The following is a 22,239-nucleotide window of genomic DNA, read 5'->3' as shown; positions in this document are numbered from 1 at the left end:
GTCACGGCTGATCGCAGACATCGACCCATTCGGCCTTGACCAGAGCCGCCAGCCGATCGGGGGTGATGCGCAACGCCGAATGCGTCGACCCGGCGGCCGGCAGGATTTCGTCGAACGCTTTCAGGGACAGGTCGCAATAGACCGGAAGCGGCGTGGCGAGGCCGAATGGACAAACCCCGCCGACAGGATGGCCGGTCAGCTCGGCGACTTCCTCGGCCGCAAGCATGCGCGGCTTGCCGCCGAGCAGATCCTTGATCTTGCGGTTGTTGAGCCGGGCCGTGCCCGAGGCGACGACCAGGAGGACTCGATCCTTGATCCTGAGTGATAAGGTCTTGGCGATCTGGGCGGGCAGAACGCCATGACCCTTGGCAGCCATCTCGACGGTGGCGGTGCTGTCAGGCAGTTCGATGATCTTGATGTCGGGGGCATGCTCATCCAGAAAGGCGCGGACACTTTCGACTGTCATGGGGCAATCCTATCGGCTCGCTGACCGTGATCCAATATCGGCACTCGCCGGCATGGAACCGCCGTCGTAGCTGGATCGTTCCGCTCGATCATGACACGCACTGCCAAGGTCGTGAGCTGGTCGGTCGGCATCCTGGCTGCGCTGATTGGGCTATCAGCGGCAGGGGCGTATCTGTTCGTTACCTCAGACTTCGTGCATCGTCAGTTCGAGAGCCGTGCATCCGCCCTGTCCGGCCGCAAGACCACGATCGGGAAGATCGGCATCGACTGGGGCTGGACCTCGCACGTCCACCTTGCGGACGTCCAGGTAGCGAACGCCGACTGGGGCAAGGCTGACCACATGCTCAAAGCCCAGGCGGTGGATTTCGACATACGCCTGTGGCCGCTGCTGCGCGGCGACTTCGTGTTGCCGAGGCTGACCTTGCTCAAGCCCGAGCTGCATATGGAGCGCAATCAGCAGGACCAGGCCAACTGGAGCCCGGAGCAGAGTCCGGTCGTGGCCGGTGTGGCCAAAGCAGCCGCGCCCAAGGAGCGTCACCAGACTCCGCTGATTGCCGAACTCGACATCACCGATGGGCAGGTGACCTACAGCGACCTCAAGCGCAAGATCGATCTCGAGGGGACGATCTCGACGGCGACCGGTCAGGCCGGTGGCCAGCCTGAGGCACGGCTCCAGCTGAAGGGCAAGCTCGAGAACCAGCCACTGGCCGTCAACTTCGTCGGCGGCTCGGCGGTAATGCTGCGCCAGACCGACAAGCCATATCCTGTCGATCTCGACATCGATTATGGCGCCACAAAGCTCGCTATCAAGGGCACCTTGCAGGACCCCATCCAGTGGAAGGGGGGCCAATGTGCAGCTTGCCCTGTCGGGCCCGAACCTCGCCGATATCTACCCGTTGCTCGGCATTCCCGGTCCTCCGACGCCGCCTTATCGCATCACTGGTCGCCTCGATCGCGAGCCTGGCAAATGGAAGGTGACCGATTCGACCTGGCATGCGGGCGACAGTGATCTCGCAGGAGATATTCTGATCGACGACAGCCAACAGCCGTCGCACCTCACGGCAAACCTCGTGTCGCAAAAACTGGTCTTCGCCGATCTCGCTCCTCTGGTCGGCGCGCCTCCTGGCAATCGCGGCAATATCTCGCCGCAGCAGGCCGCGACGGAGCAGCAACTGGAAGCACGAGGGGAACTCTTTCCCAACGTTCCGCTGCATGTCGAGCGTCTGCGGGCCATGAACATGGACGTGACGCTCGATGCCAAGCGGGTGGTGGCGCCATCCTATTTGCCGGTAACGGCGCTCAGATTCCGGGTTCTCGTCGACAATGGTGTCGCGACCGTGAACCCCTTGGCCATGGCGGTTGCCGGTGGCCAGATCGGTGGTGAATTGGGAATTGATGCCCGACGCGATGTTCCGACGGTGCGCGCAGGGCTGGCGCTGACGAACCTGGATTTCGGCGCCTTTTTTCGCGGATCGCGCTTCTTCGGGACGACGCAGGGCCAGATCCGGGGGCGGGTGCAGTTGGTCGGTGCCGGTCGCTCGCTGGCTCAGGTCATGGGAGCCGCGAACGGCAGTGTCGAGGTGGTCATGGAGGGCGGCGCCATCAGCGACCTGATGGTGAGTCTCGCAGGCCTGCAGATCGTCGATGCGCTGGTGCTTTATGTGACCGGCGATCACCGCATTCCGATCCGCTGTGCCCTCGGACGCCTCGACTTCCGCAACGGCACGGTGACGTTCGACCGGACGCTGCTGGATACCCAGAAATCGGTGCTGCGCGTCGAAGGCCAGGCCGGGCTGTCGTCTCAAGTGGTCAATGTCAAGATATTGGCGGACCCGAAAAAGTTCGATCTCCTCGATCTTCATGGACCGGTTTCGATCACTGGCAAGATTCGGGCGCCCACGATCGCTGTGGAGCGGCCGATCCCCCATCCGGTCATCGGCACCGCCAAGGACCTCGCCTGCGAAGCCCTGGCGCAGCAATTGCTGGCCGGAAAGCCGTGATCCCCCTCGCAGGCCAGGAGCACCGGGTGTAAGAGACGGCCGCGAGAGCAAAGCGGAGTTTGCGCGATGTGGTTTGTGTTCGAGGCCGAGTATCAGATCGAAAACGGACGGGCGAACTGGAACAAGCCCGTTCCCGAGACCATGGTCTGGCACGGCCCTTTCGCGACCGAGGCCCAGGCGGAAAACGTGGTCCGCGCCCGCATGTGGGCCAAGATCGATATCTATGCCCACAAGGCGCGCGCCGTCGATCTCACGGTAAGGGATTGAGGGCACCCCATCGCGGCGCCCTGGACGACACTGGGGGGGAGCGGACCTCGAATATCAGTCAGCTTTTCTTCGCCGCATGCTTCACATTCTTCGCGGCGCCCGTATCTTCGCCACCCGTGATCTTGCCCGCACCGGGACCAGCCCCGAGATCCGCCCCGGTCGCCGGATCGCTGTCGGGATCTGACGCCGTCCGCTGCATCGCCTGCCTGGCCACCGCGGTCTGATCGGCCGAGAGCTTGACCGTCGCGTGGCCATCGCCCTTGTCGGCCGGCATGACCTTCTCAAGATCGTCGACCTTCTGCCATTGCGGCCCCTTGTTCCAAGGCCCGACCGTGTCTCCTTCGCCCTGCGAGGTGTTCACATACATGTCGGCATAGGGAGCAATGCCCTGGAGCTTGCCCGGCGGGAAATTCTCCGTGATGGCGTAGAGCGCCTTTTCGAACGACTTCTGATGCGAGATCTCCCGCGTCATCAGGAAGCCGAGAGCGTCCTTGATGCCGGGATCGTCGGTGATGTTGATCAGCCGCTCGTAGATGATCTTGGCTCGGCTCTCCGCTGCGATGTTTGAGCGAAGGTCGCACGTCGGCTCGCCTCGGCTGTCGATGTAGGCCGCCGTCCAAGGCACGCCGGACGAGTTGGTGAGGGACGGGCCACCGCCATACAGGATCGACTGGGTGTGGCTGTCGCCTCCTGCCGTGAGGGATCGATAAAGTTCCGCCTCTTCCATCGTCGCTTCGGCGATCTGGGCTTTCACCCCCTTGTTGAGCATCGCCACGATCGAGCCGATCACCTCGAGATGGCTCAGTTCCTCGGTGGCGATATCGAGGAGCATGTCCTTGCGGCCGGGGTCGGATTCGGCAAGAGCCTGGGTAAAATACCGCATCGCCGCGGCGAGCTCGCCATCAGGCCCTCCGAATTGCTCGAGAAGGAGGGAAGCGAGCGCCGGATCGGTTTCGCCGACGCGGACCGTGTACTGCAGGCGCTTGTTGTGGATGAACATGCTGGCCGTTCCCTGGTTGGAGACCTTCCAGGAACGAGCCCCACGTTTTGGTTGTTGCCGCGCGGTATGGGAGGAGTGCGTTTCCGTACTCGATGAAGCCGGCTATTCCACCTTCACGCAATCGAAGGCCGCCGTCGCTCCGGTCTGGGCGACAAAGCGCGCGGCGCGCCGACTCTTGCGGCAGTAGTCCTCCGCCAGTGAGAACGCCGCCTGCTGGTTGGCGGCATTGGTGATCTGGACCGACACGGCATTGCCGACGATGGTCTCGCCATTGGGGCCACGCGAGGTATCGAGATTGCTTCCGCCGCAACCGGCGAGCAGGAGAGCCAGGAGAATGGTTCGCTTCATGAAACAAGCGTAGCGCCAACTTCGTTTCCGGCAAAGCTCGTCCTGCAGTTGTCCTTGGCAGTTGTCCTTGAATGACACAGCGGTGAACCCTAGCCTCCGTGCCAACACAGCGGGAGGAAGATGCATGTTGACCATCGACGCGCAGGTCCATTGCTACGAGCGGAACAATCCCGGACGGCCGTGGCACGAAGTGCTGGCCGGCCCGCCCGAGGTCACCGGCGAGGACATGGTGAAGGCAATGGATGCGGTGGGCGTCGATGGGGCGCTGCTGGTGTCCGTGTGGACGATGTACCGCTGGGACGCCAGCTACGCGCTGGCCGTGATGAAGGCGCATCGCGATCGCTTCGCCGTCATCAAGCCCGTCAATCCGAACGATCCGAAGGTCGAGGACACGATCGCCGAGTGGGCCGCCATCGACGGCACCATTGCGATCCGCATCATGATGGGGCCGGATGTGTCGGAGGATGCCGCGGATCCCGGCATCAATCGCGTGCTGGGCGCGGCGGCCCGACACGACCTTCCGGTCAATCTCCTGGCGCGAGGGCGGCTGGAGCAGGTCGGACAGATGGCCACCCGCCATCCGAATACCCAACTGGTGGTCGATCACCTCGGTCTGGCGCAGCCCTTCGCACCGCCGGCACCCTCTGACGCGTGGGGGGAGTTGCCGAAGCTGCTGGCCTTGGCATCGCACGAAAACGTCGCCGTCAAGATCACGGGTGCCTGCACGCTCTCCCACGAGAAGTTCCCGTACAAGGACATCTGGAATCCACTGGGCCGCATCTTCGATGCGTTCGGTTTCGCCCGCTGCATGTGGGGAACGGACTGGACGCGCGCCGTCGCGCTGCTGACCTACAAGGAGGGCGTTGAGGCGTTTCGCGTTACCGACCGTCTCAGTGACAACGATCGTCTCACCTTGATGGGGGGAAGCTTGCAGAAGATCTACGGCTGGACCCCTACGGGCCGGGCAAAAGCTCCTTAGGCGCCTCGCGCACGGTGTGTGCGTTTTGTCGTGTGAAAGTGCCTGATCGGCGCTTTGCCTTGCCCCTCGAGGTGCGCACTGTGCTAGAGAGCGGCGCGATTCTGATGGGGGTTGGGGAAGACTGATGGCGATGGAAACGGCGGTTCCGCTCGCGACGGGCAAGGCGAGAGCGGAACGTGTGCCTGTGAAGGTCGTGGCCGCGACCGTGGCCGGCAATGCGCTCGAGTTCTTCGATTTCATCGCCTACAATTTCTTTGCTGTCTATATCGGCAAGACCTTCTTTCCGACCTCCAACCCGATGACGAGTCTGCTGCTGTCGGTCGGCGTGTTCGGAGTAGGGTTCCTGTTCCGGCCGTTGGGCGGCGTGTTGATCGGGGCCTATGCCGATCGCGCCGGGCGGAAGCCGGCGATGCTGCTGACCATCGTGCTGATCACGGTCGGAACGATCGGATTGGCGGTGACGCCGTCCTACGCGACGATCGGCATCGCCGCGCCGCTTATCGTGGTGTTCTGCCGCCTGGTGCAAGGGCTTGCGCTCGGCGGCGAGGTGGGACCCGCGAGCGTGTTCCTCATCGAGATCGCGCCTCCGAACAAGCGCGCCTTCTATTCGAGCTGGCAGTTGGCAAGCCAAGGCCTGGCGGCCCTGGCTGCCAGCGGTCTCGGCATGATCCTGTCGCTTGCCCTGGCGCCGGCCGAGCTCGAAGCCTGGGGCTGGCGTGTCCCGTTCCTGTTGTGCCTCGTCCTGGTTCCGGTGGCGCTGTATCTGCGCCACGCGATGCCGGAGACGCTCGAGCAAGGAGAGGTTCGTGCCAAGGCCGACGCGGAACGTCCGTCGTTGCGGTCGCAAAGCGCCTTCATCGTCCTGGCTGTTCTCGTGATCCTCGGTGGCACCGTCTCCACCTATGCCGCGAACTACATGACCACCTACGGCCTGACGACGTTGCATCTGCCGCCATCGACAGCCTTCGCCGCAACGGTGCTCGGCGGCGCCGCGACCTTTCTGCTTTCGCTGCTGGGGGGCTGGCTGGCCGATCGTCATGGCCGCCGTGCCGTGATGCTCTGGCCGCGGCTGGTGCTGACGGTGGCAACGTGGCCGTTGTTCCTGCTGCTCCAGGCCTATCCCACGGCGCTCATGCTGTGCGTGACCACGGTGGTGATGATGGGGCTGACAGCTCTGGGAGGGGCGGCCGCCTTTGCCGCCATTCCGGAGCTGCTGCCACGCTCCGTCCGCGCGACGGGCGTCGCCATCGGTTACGCGATCGGCGTTTCGGTGTTCGGGGGAAGCACCCAGTTCGTCATCACGTGGCTGCTTGGTGTTACCAAGGATCCCACTTCGCCGGCCTGGTATGTCACGGCGACGAGCGTGATCAGTCTCGTCGCGACATGGTTCGTCCGCGAAAGCCGCGGCCGCAAACTCTGACGAATTCCAGCGCGGCCGCCGGGCAGGCTTACTTGGCTTCCGGTTTGGCTTCTGGCGGGCCGCCCCAGCGATACCCGAATGAGGGATAGTTCTCGATCTCGGAAAAGGTCGGATCGATCACCCTGAACTTGTTGCGGATACGCTTGATGGTCGATCGCACGTTGGTGCGATAGCCATGCTCGCCGCTGCCGGCGATGAAGCCGACGTGATGCATGCAGTCGTAGACGGCCCGGTAGCTTACGTGATTGCCCGCGTTCGAGGCCAGCAGACGAACCACATTGAATTCCGTGAGCGTCAGATTGACGTCCAGGCCGTTCCAGAAGACGCGGCTGATGCGCGGCTTCAATTGAAGCTTGCCGTATTCCAGCGTCTCGTCGACCGCGAGCTCCGGCGGGCGCTTCGAAGACTCGAAGATCAACCGTACCCGCTTGGCCAGGATCGGCATGCCGCGCGCCTTGTCGACGAAGTCGAGGGCTCCGTGGTCGAGCGCGGCGCTTTCGAGATAGGGCGTCGAGCGCCCGGTCAGGAAGACGATCGGCAGCTTGATACCCTGACGACGCAGGCGCGGCACCAGCTCGATGCCGGTCATGTCCGGCATGTTCCAGTCCAGCACGATCACGTCGGCGGCAATGTCGCTGATGCTCTGTTCGATCGCTGCAAGCAGCGCCGTTCCACTGGCATAGGTCGTGACGGCGAAGCCGAGGTCTTCTAGCTCCGCCGAGGCGGCCTCGCGGAAATCGTCGTCGTCATCGACGAAGATCAACCGGATCTTGCTGGCTGCGGCTTCCGCCGCCGAATGTCCAATAATTTTCGCAGGTCCCCATTGACCCGGTATTTGAAGCATAGTGCCTCCACGACTTCATTAAGAATCCCCGCTCGCTTACGAGGATCGTCCACACACCCCGACCGCCACCATAGGGCTGTCGGGAGGGAGTCTTGAAGGGGAACCAGCCACAGCCGCAAATTGGTCACAAGCGGGGAACGCCCATTTCAGAGGGCAGCCAATGCCTCACGTACCTCGTCGACATGTCCGGATACTTTGACCTTGCGCCAGATCTTCCGGACCGTGCCTTCCTTGTCGATGAGGAAGGTCGCCCGGTCGATGCCCATGTATTTGCGGCCGTAAAGGCTCTTTTCGACCCAGGTCCCATACTTCTCGCAGATCTTCCCGTCCTCGTCGGAAACCAGAGGGAAGGACAGGCCGTACTTGGCCTTGAACTTGTCGTGGCGAGCGACGCTGTCCTTGCTGACGCCGACCACCTGCGCCTTGAGCTTCTTGAAATCGGGAGCGGCATCGCGAAAGCCACACGCTTCGGTCGTGCAGCCCGGCGTGTCGTCCTTCGGGTAGAAATACAGCACCACCGGCTTGCCGCGCAGCTCCGAGAGCTTCAGCTTGCCGCCGCCATCGGTCGGGGCCGTGAAATCGGGTGCCTTCTTGCCTTCCTCGACGCTCATCCTTAGCTCCTTCGCTCCCGGCGCGGCAGCCATCCCGCCGCGCGTGCCGGGTCCTCGACGATCCGCTTGTATATAGCATGGGCGGCCTGCGTTTGGGTGCCTATGCGCCCGCGCAGTTCATCGAGATCGGCTGCCCCTTCGGTCATTGCGATCAACCGCCGCTGGCCTTCGGGGGCCTTGGTCTCATCGAATGCCGATTCGTCGCCGTTCAGCGTCAGCCGCAACAGGCTCTGCACGTCGGACAGCAGGGTCCGCGTCGCCTGCAGCAGCGTGGCGTCGTCCGGCGCGAGCAGCCCGGCCTCGGCCGCACGCCGCAACATCTCGGCGGGGTGGGGCGCAAGGATCGACGGATGCTGGGCGGCGTGGCGCAGGGCTAGGTACTGGGCCACGAAATCGATGTCGAACAGGCCGCCGGACAGATGCTTGAAGTCCCATGGACTCCGGGGGGCGGCGTGCTCGGCGATCCGGTCCCGCATGTCGGCGACGTCCCGCACCAGGACGACGGGATCGCGCGGGCGGGAAAGGGTGGAGCGTATGATCGCCGTGAGCCGTTCGGCCAATGTCTCGGGTCCATGAATGACGCGCGCACGCGTCAATGCCAGATGCTCCCAGGTCCAGGCCGATTGCTGATGATATGTCTCGAAGCCCGCGAGGGAATTGGCCAGAGGGCCAGCGCGGCCCGACGGCCGTAGCCGCATGTCGACCTCATACAGGGCGCCCTCGTTGGTCAGGGCCGTGAGCGCGGTCACGATCTTCGAGCTGAGGCGCGTATAGTACTGGGTCGAGGGCAGCGGCTGACGGCCATCCGAAACCTCGAGGCCTTCGGGGACATCGTAGATGAAGATGAGATCGAGGTCGGAGGTCGCGGACATCTCGCGGCTGCCGAGCTTGCCGAGCCCGAGGACCGCCAGACGCCGTCCACTGAAACTACCGTGTACCTCGGCGAAGCTTCTTTCGATGCGATCACAAAGTCCGGAGATGGTCGCTTGCGCCACGTCGGCGTACGCTTCTCCCGCTTGAGCCGGTGTCACCACGCGCTTGAGGAGCTGCACGCCGACCTGGAACCGTCGGTCGTTGGTCCAGCGTCGCGCCGTGTCAAGGATATCCTGCTCGTCATGGGCGCCCGCGAGGGCCGCGCCCAATTCGGCGACCAACACATCGGCAGCCGGCAGACGATTGTAGAAATCCGGCGACAATACCGAATCCAGCAGCTGTGTCCGGCGCGAGAGATGGGACGCGAGACCCGGCGCACTGCCCATGATGGCTGCGACCAGTTCGAGGAGCGCCGGATTGGATTTGAAGAGAGAGAAGAGCTGAACCCCGGCCGGCAAATTGTTCAGGAACAGATCGAAGTTCAGCAGCGCCTGGTCGGGCGCGGCCGTCTCTCCCAGCGCCTTGAGCAGGGCCGGCATCAATTCGGTCAGCAGCTCGCGGGCTCGCTCCGACCGCGTGGCCCGGTACCGGCCATGATGCCATCGACGCACGATGCCCGCGGCGGCGGAAGGATCCTGGAAGCCGAGGGTCCGCAGCGTCTGCAGCGTTCCGGGATCGTCCTCGATGCCGGTAAACACCAAGTTGCCGCCCGGTCCAGCCAGGCTTGGCGCCTCTTCGAACAGGTGGGCGTAATGGCTTTCGACGCAGCGGAGCCGTGTCAGCAGGTCCGTCTCGAAGGCGGCCCGGTCGTTATAGCCAAGGAATGCGGCAATGCCGTCGACGCCGGCCTCGTCGGTGGGGATGCTGTGGGTCTGGCGATCGTCGACCATCTGCAGCCGATGCTCGACCCGGCGCAGAAAGCCATAGGCCTCGATCAGCTCCTCGGCCGCCGTTGCGCTGATATGGCCGGCATATGCGAGGGCGCGCAATGTCTCGCAGGTGCCGCGCAGCCGCAGAGCCGGATTCCGTCCGCCGAAAATCAGTTGCTGCGTCTGGGCGAAGAATTCGATCTCGCGAATGCCTCCCCGGCCGAGCTTCACGTTGTGCCCCATGACGCCGATCGTGCGGCCGCCGCGATGGGCATCGATTTGGCGCTTGATCGAATGAATGTCGTGGATGGCGGCGAAGTCGAGATGCCGGCGCCAGATGTACGGACGCAAGTCGCCCAGAAAGGAGCCGCCAACTGCGCGATTACCGGCAACGGGGTGCGCCTTGATCATGGCGGCCCGTTCCCAATTCTGGCCGACACTTTCGTAATAGAGCTCGGCCGCCTGCACCGACATGGCCAGCGGCGTGGAACCCGGATCGGGACGCAGCCGCAGGTCGGTGCGGAAGATATAGCCATCGACCGACGTTTCCGACAGAAGCTGGACCAGCAGCCGGGCCATCCGCACGAAGTGTCTCGGCACCTGTTCATCATCGGCGAGCGCGGGGGCATCGCGGTCGTAAAGCAGGATGAGGTCGATGTCGCTCGAGTAGTTGAGCTCGCCGGCCCCGAGCTTACCCATTCCGAGAACGGTGAAGGCGGCGGCCTGAGGGTCGCCTGCGATGCGCAACTGCCCGTCCCGATCGAGTTGGAGCAGCAGGGCGTCGACCAGCGCGTCGAGGGCGGCGCCGGCAAAGTCGCTGAGGGCGCCGGTGATCTTCTCGAGCGACCACACGCCGGCTATGTCGGCCACGGCAACAGCCAATGCCGCCTTGTGCTTGAGCCGCCGAAGCTGCGTCGCGATCTCGATGGGCGTGCTGCCGGCCCGAGCACTTTGCCTGACTGACAACAGATCGGATTCGAGCGTCGTCAGGACGGTATCAGGGCCGGCCTGCCACAGATCGGCCATGAAAATCGGATCTTTTAAGGCCGTCTCTGTGAGGTAGGGGCTGTTGCCGAACAGCGCTTCGAGAAGAGCAAGGGCGGCCGGATCACTGGGCCGCGGTGCCTTTTCGTCCCATCGCCTCCACGCGACTTGCAGCCGTTCTTGGTTGTGTGGTCGCGGCAGGGATATGGTCGAAAGCCAAGACATCGGATAAGGCGGCGGGTAAATTGTGCAACGACAGCACGCTTGCCTAGCCCAGCCGTCATCGTCAACGCGGAAGTAACGAGCTTTGGTCGGAAGAGTATATCGCAGTATTGGCCGAATCGTTGGCTACGGGGCGGCCATTGGGGCGTTGTTCGTGGCAGCCGTCTGTGTGCGTCTGACATTTGGGCCGATCAACCTGGACTTTCTGCGTCCGGTGGTCGATCGCGAGTTCGCGACCATGGGGGGCAATGTAACGGTTCATGCCGACCACATTTATGCGCAGTGGGACGGTATCGCGCAGCCAATGCGCCTGGTCTTGAGCGGCCTGCGCATAGACGACGCGCGACGGCAGACTGTTGCGACGGCGCCCAGCGTCGCGCTCTCATTCGAACCCGGCACCGTCCTCAAGGCCCGATTCCTGCCGACAGCCATCGTGGTCGACCGACCCACCCTCGACGCGGAAATCGCTCGCGAAGGCGGCATGCTCCAACGTGTCCTGGCGAAGAGTGATACATCCTCGCAAGGCGAGATGGTCGATCTCCTGATCGAGCAGCTCATGGACGAACCCAACTACACCTCGTTGCTGGGGCAACTCGATACCGTCCGCGTCGAGCGCGGTCGCTTGACGGTGAAGGACATACCAAGCGGTGTGACGTGGGTTGCACCCGATGTTCAGGCTCAGCTGAGGCGTGATGCCAGCGGCGTGATCATCTCGGCGAGCGCCCGCTTCAGCAATGGAGGCAGTCCGGTCGATGTAGACTTCTCGGCAACCTATAGCCGCGACCGCAGCAGGATCTCGGCCGAGGCGAAGATTGCAGGGCTCAAGCCCGCGATGCTGGCCGACCTATCTCCAAATGCGGGCGTGTTACGGGGTATAGACGTTGCGCTGGCCGGCCGGATGCATGTCGAGGCAAGCGGCGCCGGGGATATCCATAGCATCGCCATGGAGGTTACCGGCGGCAACGGTACGTTGACGCTGCCTGGCGTTCTGCCCGTTGTCCACAAGGTCCATAGGGTGAGTGCGGCGGCTTCTGTCGATGCTGCATCGCATACGGCCAAGATCGATCGTCTCATCCTCGATCTCGGGGCGGCGAAGGTGACGGTTACGGGGCAAGGCGTCCGGACGGAGCAGGGGCAGAGTTTCAAGGGCCGCGCCGAGGTGACGGACATCCCGATCGACCAGCTGGCGGCGTATTGGCCCTTGGAGTTCGCCAAAGGTGGTCGGAATTGGGCGGTCGCCAATTTGAGCCGCGGGACGCTGGACGTCGCTGCTGAGTTTGGCCTCAGTGCGCCAGGCGGGGATTTCTCGCAGATCAAGCTCGATCAGGCCGTGGCGACCTTGGCCTATCGAGGCATGCGGGTGCACTACATGCCGCATATGCCCGAACTGGAGGACGTGACGGGGACGGCCCGGTACGAAAACGCCACGCTTCATTTCGATGTCAATCATGGCACCGGCGTCGGTCTGACGGTCAGCAACGCCACCATAGACCTCAACGATCTGGATCGGCCGCCGCCGCAGGTCGCGAAGCTGCATATGCCGATCACGGGGACGGCCGCGGCGGCCAATGCTCTGCTGGCGAGGCCCAAGCTTGGGCTGCCAAAAGATATGCTTTACGACCCCAAGCGGCTGAGCGGTGACGTCTCCATCGACCTGACGCTGTCGTTCCCGTTGCTCAATGCCATCACCGTGGCCGACCTCGATATCAGGGCGGAGGCTTCACTGTCGCATTTCGGTCTCAAGGGGGCCATCGGCGCCGTCGACCTGACGGAAGCGACAGGCAGAATATTGTACGAGAATTCCCAGCTGAACGTTACGGGCGCGGGCAAGTTCGATGGCTCGGCGGTCGATATTTTCTGGCGAGAGCAGTTCGGGTCAAAGGCTACGTACCGCCGGCGCTATGAACTGAAAGGCACAATTCCCGCCAGCCTGATTGCAAAAGCAGGGTTCCTGTCGATAGAGCCATACATCACCGGACCGATGAACGTGACGAGCCTGTCCTACCAGGTAGCACCCAACGGTACCGGCGAGGTGCAGGCGCGTCTCGACTTGAAGGCCGCAAACAGCTCCGTACCGCAACTGGGCTGGAGCAAGGAAGCTGGTGTCGACAGCCAACTGACTCTGGGCGCAAAGCTCGCCGCGGGCGGCAAACTTGTGTCTGCGGAATTCGAGGGGCGCGGCGGTGGCCTGGAGGCCAAGGGGACTGCTCTGTTCAGCGCTGACAATGTTCTTCAGCAGATCACCATCGCCGAGCTTGCGGTTGGCCGCACGGATATCTCTGCCGATTGGCGGAAGAACGGGAACAACGTCGATATCGATCTGCGGGGCCGTTCGATCGAGCTGCCGAGGGTACGCCAAGCCCTGAAGGGGCAGGACGAGGCCGGGAAGCCAGGATCTTCAACCGGCTCGAAGGCAGCGACCGACACCACCCACGTCGCGTTGCGGCTCGATCAGGTGCTGGTGAAGAAGGGTAGCCTCGGTTCGCTCAGCGGCCAGTTCAGCCTGTCCGGCGATCGGCTCGTCTCTGCCGATCTGGCGCTCGGGGCGGGGCGGGGCGGAACTTTCCGCGTGCAACCCGTTCCGGCTGCTCGCAACGTGGCGCTTTACATCACTGACTTCGGCCAGCTGTTGCACGAGGCCGGTTGGCTCGACGGCCTGGCTGGCGGATATCTCGATTTCCGCGGCTTTTTCAATGACAGCGCGGCCGGCGCACCGCTCTCGGGAACGCTAAAGCTTGGTCCCTATCGTTTGCAGAAGGTGACTCCGCGCCCCGACGTCGATTCGCTCAATTCGACGATCGATGGGCTCAATCGCGCTGGCAATGCCCTTCAGCAATTCGACGGACTGGAGGCTCAGATCCTCAAGACCGGGGACAGGATCGATGTCAAGAACGGCCGAACCAGTGGCCAGTCGATTGGATTGACGACATCCGGCTATCTCGATCTCGCCAACGATACAGCGCGTCTGCGCGGACTCGTAGTGCCTGGCTTCGCCTTGAACAATCTGCTGTCCAACGTGCCGTTGCTCGGGCCCTTGATCACGGGCGGCAAGGGCGCCGGCATCTTTGCGATTTCCTATCGGCTGGAAGGTCCGTTCGACGATCTGAAGTCGGACATCAACATGATGTCCGCCGTGACTCCCGGCGCGCTGCGGGAGCTGTTCAACGGCTCGCTGGATGGAACGTCACAGACCAAGCGGGCGCCTTAGACGGCCCGCACCAGGACATGCCGCTTGCGGCCGGCCGAGAGCTTCAACGTCCCCGAAGCATCGAGATCGCTGTCGCTGATCACGACGGTATCGGATGCGATCGGCATGTCGTTCAGCCGGCCACCGCCGCCCTTGATCAGCTTGCGGGCTTCGTTGCGGCTGGCGGCCAGGCCGGCCTCATGAAAGAGATCGAACGCGGGAATGCCGGTCGCGAGTCTGGCGCGTGACAAATCGAGTGTCGGTAGCGTATCGGCACGGCCGCCTTCCTCGAAGGTGCGGCGGGCCGTTTCTGCCGCCTGCTCTGCCGCCTGGTCGCCATGGGCGAGGCGCGTGACTTCGGTGGCCAGCACTTTCTTAGCGTCGTTTATTTCCTGGCCCTGAAGGCCTTCCAATCGCGCGATCTCGTCGAGCGGCAGATCCGTGAACAGCCTGAGGAAACGGCCGACATCGGCGTCCTCGGTGTTGCGCCAATATTGCCAGAAATCGTACGGGCTCAGCCGATCCGGACTGAGCCAGACCGCGCCGGCGGCCGTCTTGCCCATCTTGGCCCCGGACGCCGTGGCGAGCAGGGGGGAGGTCAAGGCGAACAGTTCGGCGTTGGCCATGCGGCGGCCGAGATCGGCCCCCATGATGATATTGCCCCATTGATCCGAGCCGCCCATCTGCACGATGCAGTTGTGCCGCTTGTACAGTTCCACGAAGTCGTAGGACTGCAGGATCATGTAGTTGAACTCGAGAAAGGAAAGCGGCTGATCACGCTCCAGCCGCAGCCTGACCGAGTCCATCGTCAGCATCCGATTGACCGAGAAATGCCGGCCGACATCGCGCAGCAGCGGGATGTAGAGCAGCGTATCCAGCCAATCGGCATTGTTCGCCATCACCGCATCGGTGGGGCCGTTGCCGAAGACAAGGTAGTTGGAGAAGCTGCGCTTGATGCTCGCCATGTTGGCATTGATCTGCTCGACGGTCAGCAACTGGCGGGTTTCGTCGCGGCCGGAAGGATCGCCGACCTTGGTGGTGCCGCCGCCCATGAGTGCAATGGGCTTGTGTCCGCACTTCTGCCACCAGCGCAGCAGCATGATCTGCAGCAGGTGTCCGACATGCAGGGAATCGGCAGTACAGTCGAAGCCGATGTAGGCCGTGCGGATGCCGCTCGCGAGAAGCTCGTCCAGCCGCGCAGTGTCGCTGCATTGATGCACCATGCCGCGTTCGTGGACGATGCGCATGAAATCCGACTTGAAGCCCGTCATCTCTCCGCCCGGGAACTACCCTTGGATTTGTCCGTGAAGGGCCGGCGGTGTAACACGGGGCGGCCGGCGTCTCAACGGAGGCCGGAAGGCCAGAATCGCGCCGAATCAGGGCAGGAGCGGGCGGACGCGTCCATACTGGCCACGATCGGCATAGCCAGCTTGGAGCACGGGATGGGTCGTCCGCTGCGCGTCGTTGGGCTTATGAGCGGCACATCGGTAGACGGCGTCGACGTAGCCCTGATCGAGACTGATGGCGAGCGCATCGCGCACCTCGGCCCCTGCCTTACGCTGCCATACACGGACGAAAGTCGCCGCCGGATCCGGGCAGCCTTCGGCGCCGAAACGGGGAACGAAATCACGCGATCTGCGGAAGAGGCGGTGACGGCAGCCCATGTCGAGGCCGTTCGGCGCTGGTCGTCCGACTATGGCGTCGATCTCTCATCAGTCGACGTCGTGGGCTTTCATGGCCAGACCATCACGCATCGGCCGGAGAAACGCTTCACCTGGCAGATCGGCGATGGGGCCGCGCTTGCGAAGACGTTGGGCGTGCGCGTGGTCAACGACCTGCGCAGCGCCGATGTTGCGGCCGGCGGGCAGGGGGCGCCTCTGGTACCCGTCTATCACGCGGCCCTGGTGCGGGATCTCCCGCGGCCGATCGCGGTCGTGAATGTCGGCGGCGTCGCGAACGTAACCTGGGTTGGCGAGGACGGCGCCCTGCTGGCTTTCGATACCGGGCCCGGCAACGGCCCGATCGACGATTGGTGCGCACGTCGGGCGGGAACCCGGTTCGATCGCGATGGAGTGCTCGCTGCCTCGGGCAAGGTGAACAGGGGGCGACTGCTGCGCTTCAGCGAAAATCTCTTCTTCAACAAGCTCCCGCCCAAATCCCTGGATCGCGGCGACTTCAACGATGCCTGGGTCGATGGATTGAGCGTGGCCGATGGGGCGGCAACACTGACCTGGGGAACCGCCCGGTCCATCGCGCTTGCCGAACGGCATTTCCCGGCACCCGTTCGGCAGTGGGTGATTTCCGGTGGCGGGGCGCGCAATCCGACGCTGCTCCGTGCCATTGCCGAAGAGACGCGCGCGACCGTCGTGACGGCGGAGCAGCTCGGTTGGAATGGCGATGCGATCGAAGCTCAAGCCTTCGGCTTCCTGGCCGCGCGTTCGTTGCGTGGTCTTCCCATCACTTTCCCGACAACGACCGGCGTGCCGATGGCAATGACGGGGGGGCGTTTGCATATACCTTAGGTGTTGATCGCGTTTCCAAGTAGCTGCGGGATGCACGATGCGACCGAGTCACTCGAGCCTAAGGAGCATGGCATGCCAATCTTCAAGACCAGGGACGGCGTCGAAATCTACTACAAGGATTGGGGAAAGGGCCGTCCCGTCACGTTCAGTCACGGTTGGCCTCTGACATCGGATGCCTGGGAAGATCAGATGATGTTCCTCGGCATGCATGGCTATCGTGTCATCGCTCATGACAGGCGCGGCCATGGTCGATCGACCCAGACCTGGGACGGCAACGACATGGACCAATACGCCGACGATCTCGCCCAGTTGTTCGAAGCGTTGGACATCAGCGACGCGGTCATGGTCGGTCATTCGACTGGTGGCGGTGAAGTCGCTCGCTATATCGGCCGCCACGGCAGCAAGCGCGTGGGCAAGGCGGTGCTGGTTGGCGCGGTGCCGCCCATCATGGTCAAGACGGCGGCCAATCCCGGCGGCCTGCCGATGGACGTGTTCGACGGCATCCGCAAAGGCGTCGCGGCCGATCGTTCGCAGTTCTACAAGGATCTGACCATGCCGTTCTTCGGCTACAACCGCGATGGCGCCAAGGTCAGCGAGGGCGCCCGCGAGTCCTTTTGGCTGCAGGGCATGATGGGTGGCCTGAAGAGCCAGTACGATTGCATCAAGGCCTTCTCCGAGACCGACTTCACCGAGGATCTGAAGAAGATCGATGTGCCGACGCTGATCATCCACGGCGACGACGATCAGATCGTACCGATCGCCGATTCAGCGCAGCTTTCGGTCAAGCTGGTGAAGGGTGCGCACCTGAAGGTCTACGCGAAGGGACCGCATGGACTGGCGGTCACGCACAAGGACCAGCTTAACGCCGACCTGCTGGCTTTCATTCAGGCGAAATAGGCCGTTTGTGGCGGAGCGGCGAAGGCATCTTCGCCGCTCACTATTCTCCCTTACGGTTCCTTGTTGGACGTTGCCCGGCCCGGCGGATTGATCAGGCATTTGGCGACGTACTTGTCGACATCGACCGCAAGCTTGTCGAGCGTATCGTGGAAGAAGTGATTGGCTCCCTTGATCGTCCGCGATTCGACGGTGATGCCCTTCTGCAGCGACAGCCGTGCTACCAGCTTCTGGATGTCCACGAGAGGGACGACCTCGTCCTTCTCCGCCCCGACGATCAGGCCTGAGGAAGGACAGGGGGCCAGGAAGCCGAAATCGTAGGAGTTGGCCGGAGGCGCCACCGAGACGAAGCAGTCGATTTCGGGACGGCGCATCAGCAGTTGCATGCCGATCCAGGCGCCGAACGAATAGCCGGCGATCCAGCAGGACTTGGCGTCCGCATTCATCGTCTGCAGCCAGTCGAGAGCCGCGGCGGCATCGCTCAGTTCGCCCATGCCATTGTCGAACCGACCCTGGCTGCGGCCTACCCCGCGCGTGTTGAAGCGCAGGACGGAAAAGCCGCGATTAACGAACACATGGAACAGGGTGAAGACCACCTTGTGGTTCATCGTCCCGCCATACTGCGGATGAGGATGGAGAATCAGCGCAATAGGTGCGTGCTCCTCCTTGCTCTGGTGATAACGACCCTCGAGGCGACCTTCTGGGCCGGTAAACATCACATCAGGCATGGAGACTCCGATTCTTTGTCATTATTGGCCGCCACGGACCCCTTCGGTTGATGGCCGACAGTAACATTCTGCTGGATTCTTGATACTTGACCAACCCGCTCGGGCTATCTAAACCCTACCCGTTAAGTTGGTTTTTACCAGACCCCTCGGCTCGGGGGGCTGGAATATCGTAGCAACGCCTTGGTTTTCAAGACCTTTAGGCGTTCGGGAACGACAAGCCGGCAAGGTCCGGTACGAGGAGGATGCTGTGAAGCTCAGCACCAAGGGTCGTTACGCCGTCATGGCGATGGTGGATTTGGCACGTCACGCGCAGGCGAAGCCTGTGTCTTTGTCCGATATCGCAGCCCGGCAGGAAATCTCCCTGTCATATCTCGAGCAGCTCTTTGCTCGTCTTCGCCGGGCCGAACTCGTCAAGAGCGTGCGCGGTCCTGGGGGCGGCTATCGGCTGGCCCGGCCGTCGGCCGATACTCGGGTCTCGGAGATCATTCTGGCTGTCGATGAGCCGATTTCCGCGACACGCTGCACGGAGCTGGGAGCCACGGGCTGCCGGGCCGACCGCAGCAAGTGCCTCACCCACGATTTGTGGGAAGAGCTCGGCAACCAGATTCACATGTTCCTGAGCTCGGTAACCCTGGCGGATGTTCTCGAGCGCAAGCTTGCGACGCGGATCGCGGAGGCCGCGAATGCGCCCTCCGCTCCGGCCACCGCGGAAGAACCGATGGTCGCTGCCAGCTGAAGTCCAATGAACGCCACCCCCGTGTATCTCGACCACAACGCGACGAGCCCGCTGCGGCCCGTAGCGTACGAGGCCATGGTCGAGGCACTGCGGATGGGAGGTAATCCCTCTTCGGTGCATCGGAGCGGCCGCAGGGCGCGAGCCTGCATCGAGGGCGCTCGTGGCAAGGTGGCGGCCTTGGTCGGTTCCCTGCCGGCGGAGGTGGTATTCACGTCCGGGGGCACCGAAGCGAACAATGCTGTCCTGACAGGCTCCGGCAGGAAAAGGGTGCTCGTCTCGGCAGTCGAGCACGATAGCGTCCGCAGAGTGGTTCCCGGGGCGGGCGTCATTCCCGTCGATCGCGATGGCGTCGTGGACCTCGCGGCGCTCGAGCGGATGCTTGCGGCGTCTCCGGAGCCGGCACTGGTCTCGGTGATGTTCGCGAACAACGAGACCGGGGTCTTGCAGCCCGTCGCGGACATCGGTCGCATCGTGCGGGCAGCCGGTGCGCTCTTCCATTGCGATGCAGTCCAGGCCGGCGGCAAGGTCGCCATCGACATGCACGGCCTCGGCATCGACTATCTCAGCCTCTCTGCCCACAAGCTAGGTGGACCGCCGGGCGTCGGAGCCCTGGTGCTCCGTGAGGGGGCGCCGTTCTCACCCGACCGGGTGGGCGGCGGGCAGGAGGGCTTCCGGCGCGCTGGTACGGAGAACGTCCCGGGCATCGCTGGATTCAGCGCTGCTGCCGAAGCTGCCGTGAACGGTTTGGACATGGCGGACTGGCGAAATCGGCTCGAGTCGGCGCTGTGCGAACTGGCGCCTGCCGCTCGGGTTTTCGGTGCCGGCGCGCCGCGACTGAGCAACACCAGTTGCATTTCGATGCCGGGCGTGAGGGCGGAAACACAGGTGATGGCACTGGATCTTGCCGGAATCTGCGTATCCTCGGGCGCCGCCTGCTCCTCGGGCAAGGTGGGCCCCTCGGCGGTATTGGAAGCGATGGGTGTGGATCTTTCCGAATCGGTAACGGCCTTGAGAATAAGCTTCGGCTGGAACACGGTTTTCGGCGATATCGAGCGCTTGATCGCGGCTTGGCGGGACCTATATGTCCGAGTGTCTCAGTCGGATATCTCCCGACCTCAGGCCGCCTAGGGAATTCAAGGGGTTAGCATGAAAGCGTTCCAGCAGGTCCGGCGCAACGATCAGCCGATCTACCTCGATTACCAGGCGACCACGCCGCTCGATCCGCGCGTCCTGGACGCCATGATGCCGTACTTCACGTACAAGTTCGGCAATCCCCATTCCCGAAGCCATTCCTATGGCTGGGAGGCCGAAGAGGGCGTGGAGAAGGCCCGTGGCCAGGTCGCCAAGCTGATCGGCGCAGATGAAAAGGAGGTCATCTTCACCTCCGGCGCCACCGAGTCCAACAACCTCGCCATTCGCGGCGTCGCCGAGTTCTACAAGGACCGCAAGAATCATATCGTCACGACCGTGACAGAGCATAAGTGCGTGCTCGATACTTGCCGCCATCTCGAGCAGCAGGGCTTCGAGGTGACCTATCTGCCGGTACAGCAGAATGGCCTGATCGATCTCGACCAACTTCGTGAGGCGATCACGGACAAGACGGTCGTGGTCTCGATCATGGCGGTGAACAACGAGATCGGCGTCATCCAGCCGCTGGCCGAGATTGGCAAGATCTGCCGTGAGAAGAAGACGTTCTTCCATACCGACGCTGCCCAGGCGGCAGGCAAGATTCCGCTCGATGTCGAGGCGATGAACATCGACCTCATGAGCATCTCCGGCCACAAGATTTACGGCCCCAAGGGCATCGGCGCGCTCTATGTCCGCCGCAAGCCGCGCGTGCGGCTCGTGCCGCTGATCGTCGGTGGCGGGCAGGAGCGGGGCTTCCGGTCCGGTACCTTGCCGACGCCGCTTTGCGTCGGGCTGGGCGAGGCCGCCGAGATCTGCACGAAGGAGATGGATGCCGAGGCCAAGCGGCTGAAGAGGCTGCAGGATCGGATGCTCAAGGGATTGCGGGCAAAGTTGCCGGAGATCTTCGTCAACGGTGACCTGGAGCACCGCATTCCCGGCAACCTCAATATCAGCTTCGCCTATGTCGAGGGCGAGTCGCTGATGATGGGAATCAAGGGGCTGTCGGTTTCATCCGGCTCGGCTTGTACTTCGGCGTCCCTGGAGCCCAGCTATGTGCTGCGTGCGCTCGGGGTCGAGGAGGAATTGGCTCATACGTCGCTCCGCATCGGCCTCGGTCGTTTCACGACGGAGCAGGAGGTCGATACGGCGGTGGACGAACTGGTGCGCCACGTCACGAAGCTGCGCGAGATGAGCCCGCTCTGGGAGATGGCGCAGGAAGGTATCGATCTGAAGTCGATTGAATGGGCGGCCCACTAGGTCGTCCGCGAACTTGAGGAGAGTGTCATGGCCTACAGCGAAAAGCTGATCGACCACTACGAGAACCCCCGCAACATCGGGTCGCTCGACAAGAATGCCGAGGATGTCGGAACGGGACTGGTCGGAGCCCCGGCCTGCGGCGACGTCATGAAGCTGCAGATCAAGGTCGGCGCCGATGGCCTGATCGAGGATGCGAAGTTCAAGACCTTCGGATGCGGTTCGGCGATCGCGTCTTCGTCGCTGGTCACCGAGTGGGTCAAGGGAAAGACCATCGACGAGGCCGAGACGATCAAGAATACAGATATCGCCAAGCATCTGGCTCTGCCTCCCGTGAAGATCCATTGCTCCGTTCTGGCCGAGGACGCCATCAAGGCCGCCATCGCGGATTACCGTGCAAAGGCTGCACAGAAATTTGCGAAGCCTGACGACAATGAGGTCGAGCGCCAGGAAGCGGTCGCCGAGTAGCAAAGGGTTTGGAGCAGAGTATGAGCACGTCCACGACCACCGACGTTGCCAAGGCCGCTGCCGGCGCGCCGCCAGCGGCTCGGCCGAGACGGCCGCGTCCTCAGGTGATGACCGTCACGCCAGCCGCCGCCGAGCGCGTCAGAGCGCTCATCGAGGGGCGCGGCAAGCCGACCGCGGGCGTTCGGATCGGCGTGCGCTCCAAGGGCTGCTCGGGTTTGTCCTACACGCTTGAATTCGCCGACAAGCAGGAGCCGATGGACGAGGTTGTCGAGACCAGCGGGCTCAAGATTCTGATCGACCCGAAGGCTTCGTTGTTCCTGATCGGGACCGAGATGGACTACCAGGAAGAGAAGCTGAAGTCGGGGTTCGTCTTCAAGAACCCCAACGAAAAGGGCCGCTGCGGTTGTGGCGAATCCTTCCACGTCTGACAGTGAAGCAAT

21 protein-coding genes are annotated in these 22,239 nt (G+C 63.3%); 13 read left to right on the top strand and 8 right to left on the bottom strand.

Annotated features, from left to right (window positions below; genetic code table 11):
• Position 1: 1 nt before the first annotated feature.
• Positions 2-466 (bottom strand): YbaK/EbsC family protein, encoded by a 465-nt coding sequence (locus B5D62_RS07965; RefSeq protein WP_085933215.1) that lies wholly within the window; start codon positions 464-466, stop codon positions 2-4.
• Positions 467-556: 90 nt separating this feature from the next.
• Between B5D62_RS07965 and B5D62_RS33920 the strand changes: the two genes are divergently transcribed.
• From B5D62_RS33920 to B5D62_RS07950, 3 genes are all read left to right on the top strand, one after another.
• Positions 557-1,474 carry an AsmA family protein gene (locus B5D62_RS33920; RefSeq protein ID WP_085933214.1) on the top strand — a complete coding sequence of 306 codons (918 nt, stop codon included), beginning with the start codon at positions 557-559 and terminating at the stop codon, positions 1,472-1,474.
• The gene (locus B5D62_RS07955) at positions 1,440-2,465 is read left to right on the top strand and encodes an AsmA family protein (protein ID WP_231714777.1); all 1,026 of its coding nucleotides are present in this window, start codon (positions 1,440-1,442) and stop codon (positions 2,463-2,465) included. The genes B5D62_RS33920 and B5D62_RS07955 overlap by 35 nt, the downstream gene beginning before the upstream one ends.
• A gap of 66 nt (positions 2,466-2,531) precedes the next feature.
• The gene (locus tag B5D62_RS07950) at positions 2,532-2,732 is read left to right on the top strand and encodes a hypothetical protein (protein ID WP_085933212.1); all 201 of its coding nucleotides are present in this window, start codon (positions 2,532-2,534) and stop codon (positions 2,730-2,732) included.
• Between the two features lie 58 nt (positions 2,733-2,790).
• On the opposite strand, the gene B5D62_RS07945 is transcribed toward B5D62_RS07950, so the two are convergent.
• Positions 2,791-3,732 carry a manganese catalase family protein gene (locus B5D62_RS07945; RefSeq protein WP_085933211.1) on the bottom strand — a complete coding sequence of 314 codons (942 nt, stop codon included), beginning with the start codon at positions 3,730-3,732 and terminating at the stop codon, positions 2,791-2,793.
• Positions 3,733-3,834: 102 nt separating this feature from the next.
• Entirely contained in the window at positions 3,835-4,080 is a 246-nt protein-coding gene (locus B5D62_RS07940; protein WP_085933210.1) for a hypothetical protein, read from the bottom strand.
• Positions 4,081-4,204: 124 nt separating this feature from the next.
• Here B5D62_RS07940 and B5D62_RS07935 point away from each other — a divergent pair, with 124 nt between their 5' ends.
• Both B5D62_RS07935 and B5D62_RS07930 read left to right on the top strand, forming a co-directional pair.
• A complete protein-coding gene (locus B5D62_RS07935; RefSeq protein WP_085933209.1) occupies positions 4,205-5,059 on the top strand; it encodes an amidohydrolase family protein in 855 nt (284 codons plus the stop codon).
• A 124-nt stretch (positions 5,060-5,183) separates the two neighbouring features.
• Positions 5,184-6,479, top strand: a complete 1,296-nt coding sequence (locus B5D62_RS07930; protein ID WP_085933208.1) for an MFS transporter — start codon at positions 5,184-5,186, stop codon at positions 6,477-6,479.
• Between the two features lie 28 nt (positions 6,480-6,507).
• Here B5D62_RS07930 and B5D62_RS07925 read toward each other — a convergent pair whose 3' ends face one another.
• The 3 genes from B5D62_RS07925 to B5D62_RS07915 form a co-directional block, all read right to left on the bottom strand.
• On the bottom strand, positions 6,508-7,242 hold the full coding sequence (locus B5D62_RS07925) for a response regulator transcription factor (RefSeq protein WP_170920821.1): 735 nt from the start codon (positions 7,240-7,242) through the stop codon (positions 6,508-6,510).
• A gap of 227 nt (positions 7,243-7,469) precedes the next feature.
• Complete coding sequence (gene bcp, locus B5D62_RS07920; RefSeq protein ID WP_085933206.1) at positions 7,470-7,934, bottom strand: thioredoxin-dependent thiol peroxidase; 465 nt, start codon at positions 7,932-7,934, stop codon at positions 7,470-7,472.
• A gap of 2 nt (positions 7,935-7,936) precedes the next feature.
• A complete protein-coding gene (locus tag B5D62_RS07915; protein WP_085933205.1) occupies positions 7,937-10,885 on the bottom strand; it encodes a bifunctional [glutamine synthetase] adenylyltransferase/[glutamine synthetase]-adenylyl-L-tyrosine phosphorylase in 2,949 nt (982 codons plus the stop codon).
• 151 nt (positions 10,886-11,036) lie between these two features.
• Here B5D62_RS07915 and B5D62_RS07910 point away from each other — a divergent pair, with 151 nt between their 5' ends.
• A complete protein-coding gene (locus tag B5D62_RS07910; protein ID WP_139373760.1) occupies positions 11,037-14,090 on the top strand; it encodes a DUF3971 domain-containing protein in 3,054 nt (1,017 codons plus the stop codon).
• Here B5D62_RS07910 and tyrS read toward each other — a convergent pair.
• Complete coding sequence (tyrS, locus tag B5D62_RS07905) at positions 14,087-15,340, bottom strand: tyrosine--tRNA ligase (RefSeq protein WP_085933203.1); 1,254 nt, start codon at positions 15,338-15,340, stop codon at positions 14,087-14,089. The two genes, B5D62_RS07910 and tyrS, sit on opposite strands and share 4 nt — an antisense overlap.
• A 171-nt stretch (positions 15,341-15,511) precedes the next feature.
• Here tyrS and B5D62_RS32820 point away from each other — a divergent pair, with 171 nt between their 5' ends.
• Together B5D62_RS32820 and B5D62_RS32815 are read left to right on the top strand one after the other, a co-directional pair.
• A complete protein-coding gene (locus B5D62_RS32820) occupies positions 15,512-16,591 on the top strand; it encodes an anhydro-N-acetylmuramic acid kinase (protein ID WP_139373759.1) in 1,080 nt (359 codons plus the stop codon).
• A 72-nt stretch (positions 16,592-16,663) separates the two neighbouring features.
• Positions 16,664-17,488: an alpha/beta fold hydrolase gene (locus B5D62_RS32815; RefSeq protein WP_139373758.1), complete on the top strand. Its 825-nt coding sequence runs from the start codon at positions 16,664-16,666 to the stop codon at positions 17,486-17,488.
• A 50-nt stretch (positions 17,489-17,538) separates the two neighbouring features.
• Here B5D62_RS32815 and B5D62_RS07895 read toward each other — a convergent pair whose 3' ends face one another.
• A complete protein-coding gene (locus tag B5D62_RS07895) occupies positions 17,539-18,213 on the bottom strand; it encodes an alpha/beta hydrolase (RefSeq protein WP_085933202.1) in 675 nt (224 codons plus the stop codon).
• Between the two features lie 247 nt (positions 18,214-18,460).
• Between B5D62_RS07895 and B5D62_RS07890 the strand changes: the two genes are divergently transcribed.
• Genes B5D62_RS07890 through B5D62_RS07870 form a run of 5 tightly spaced genes read left to right on the top strand, consistent with a single transcriptional unit; the run spans position 18,461 to position 22,227 of the window.
• The gene (locus B5D62_RS07890; protein ID WP_085933201.1) at positions 18,461-18,949 is read left to right on the top strand and encodes an Rrf2 family transcriptional regulator; all 489 of its coding nucleotides are present in this window, start codon (positions 18,461-18,463) and stop codon (positions 18,947-18,949) included.
• A 6-nt stretch (positions 18,950-18,955) separates the two neighbouring features.
• Complete coding sequence (locus B5D62_RS07885; RefSeq protein ID WP_085933200.1) at positions 18,956-20,077, top strand: cysteine desulfurase family protein; 1,122 nt, start codon at positions 18,956-18,958, stop codon at positions 20,075-20,077.
• 18 nt (positions 20,078-20,095) lie between these two features.
• Positions 20,096-21,334 carry an IscS subfamily cysteine desulfurase gene (locus B5D62_RS07880; protein WP_085933199.1) on the top strand — a complete coding sequence of 413 codons (1,239 nt, stop codon included), beginning with the start codon at positions 20,096-20,098 and terminating at the stop codon, positions 21,332-21,334.
• A gap of 27 nt (positions 21,335-21,361) precedes the next feature.
• Positions 21,362-21,799 (top strand): Fe-S cluster assembly scaffold IscU, encoded by a 438-nt coding sequence (gene iscU / locus B5D62_RS07875; RefSeq protein WP_085933198.1) that lies wholly within the window; start codon positions 21,362-21,364, stop codon positions 21,797-21,799.
• A 20-nt stretch (positions 21,800-21,819) separates the two neighbouring features.
• A complete protein-coding gene (locus B5D62_RS07870) occupies positions 21,820-22,227 on the top strand; it encodes a HesB/IscA family protein (protein WP_231714740.1) in 408 nt (135 codons plus the stop codon).
• The last annotated feature ends 12 nt before the right edge of the window (positions 22,228-22,239 follow it).

This window comes from Enhydrobacter aerosaccus (genome assembly GCF_900167455.1).
GTDB classification, from domain to species: domain Bacteria; phylum Pseudomonadota; class Alphaproteobacteria; order Reyranellales; family Reyranellaceae; genus Reyranella; species Reyranella aerosaccus.
This window is presented reverse-complemented; position numbering and strand designations above follow the sequence as displayed.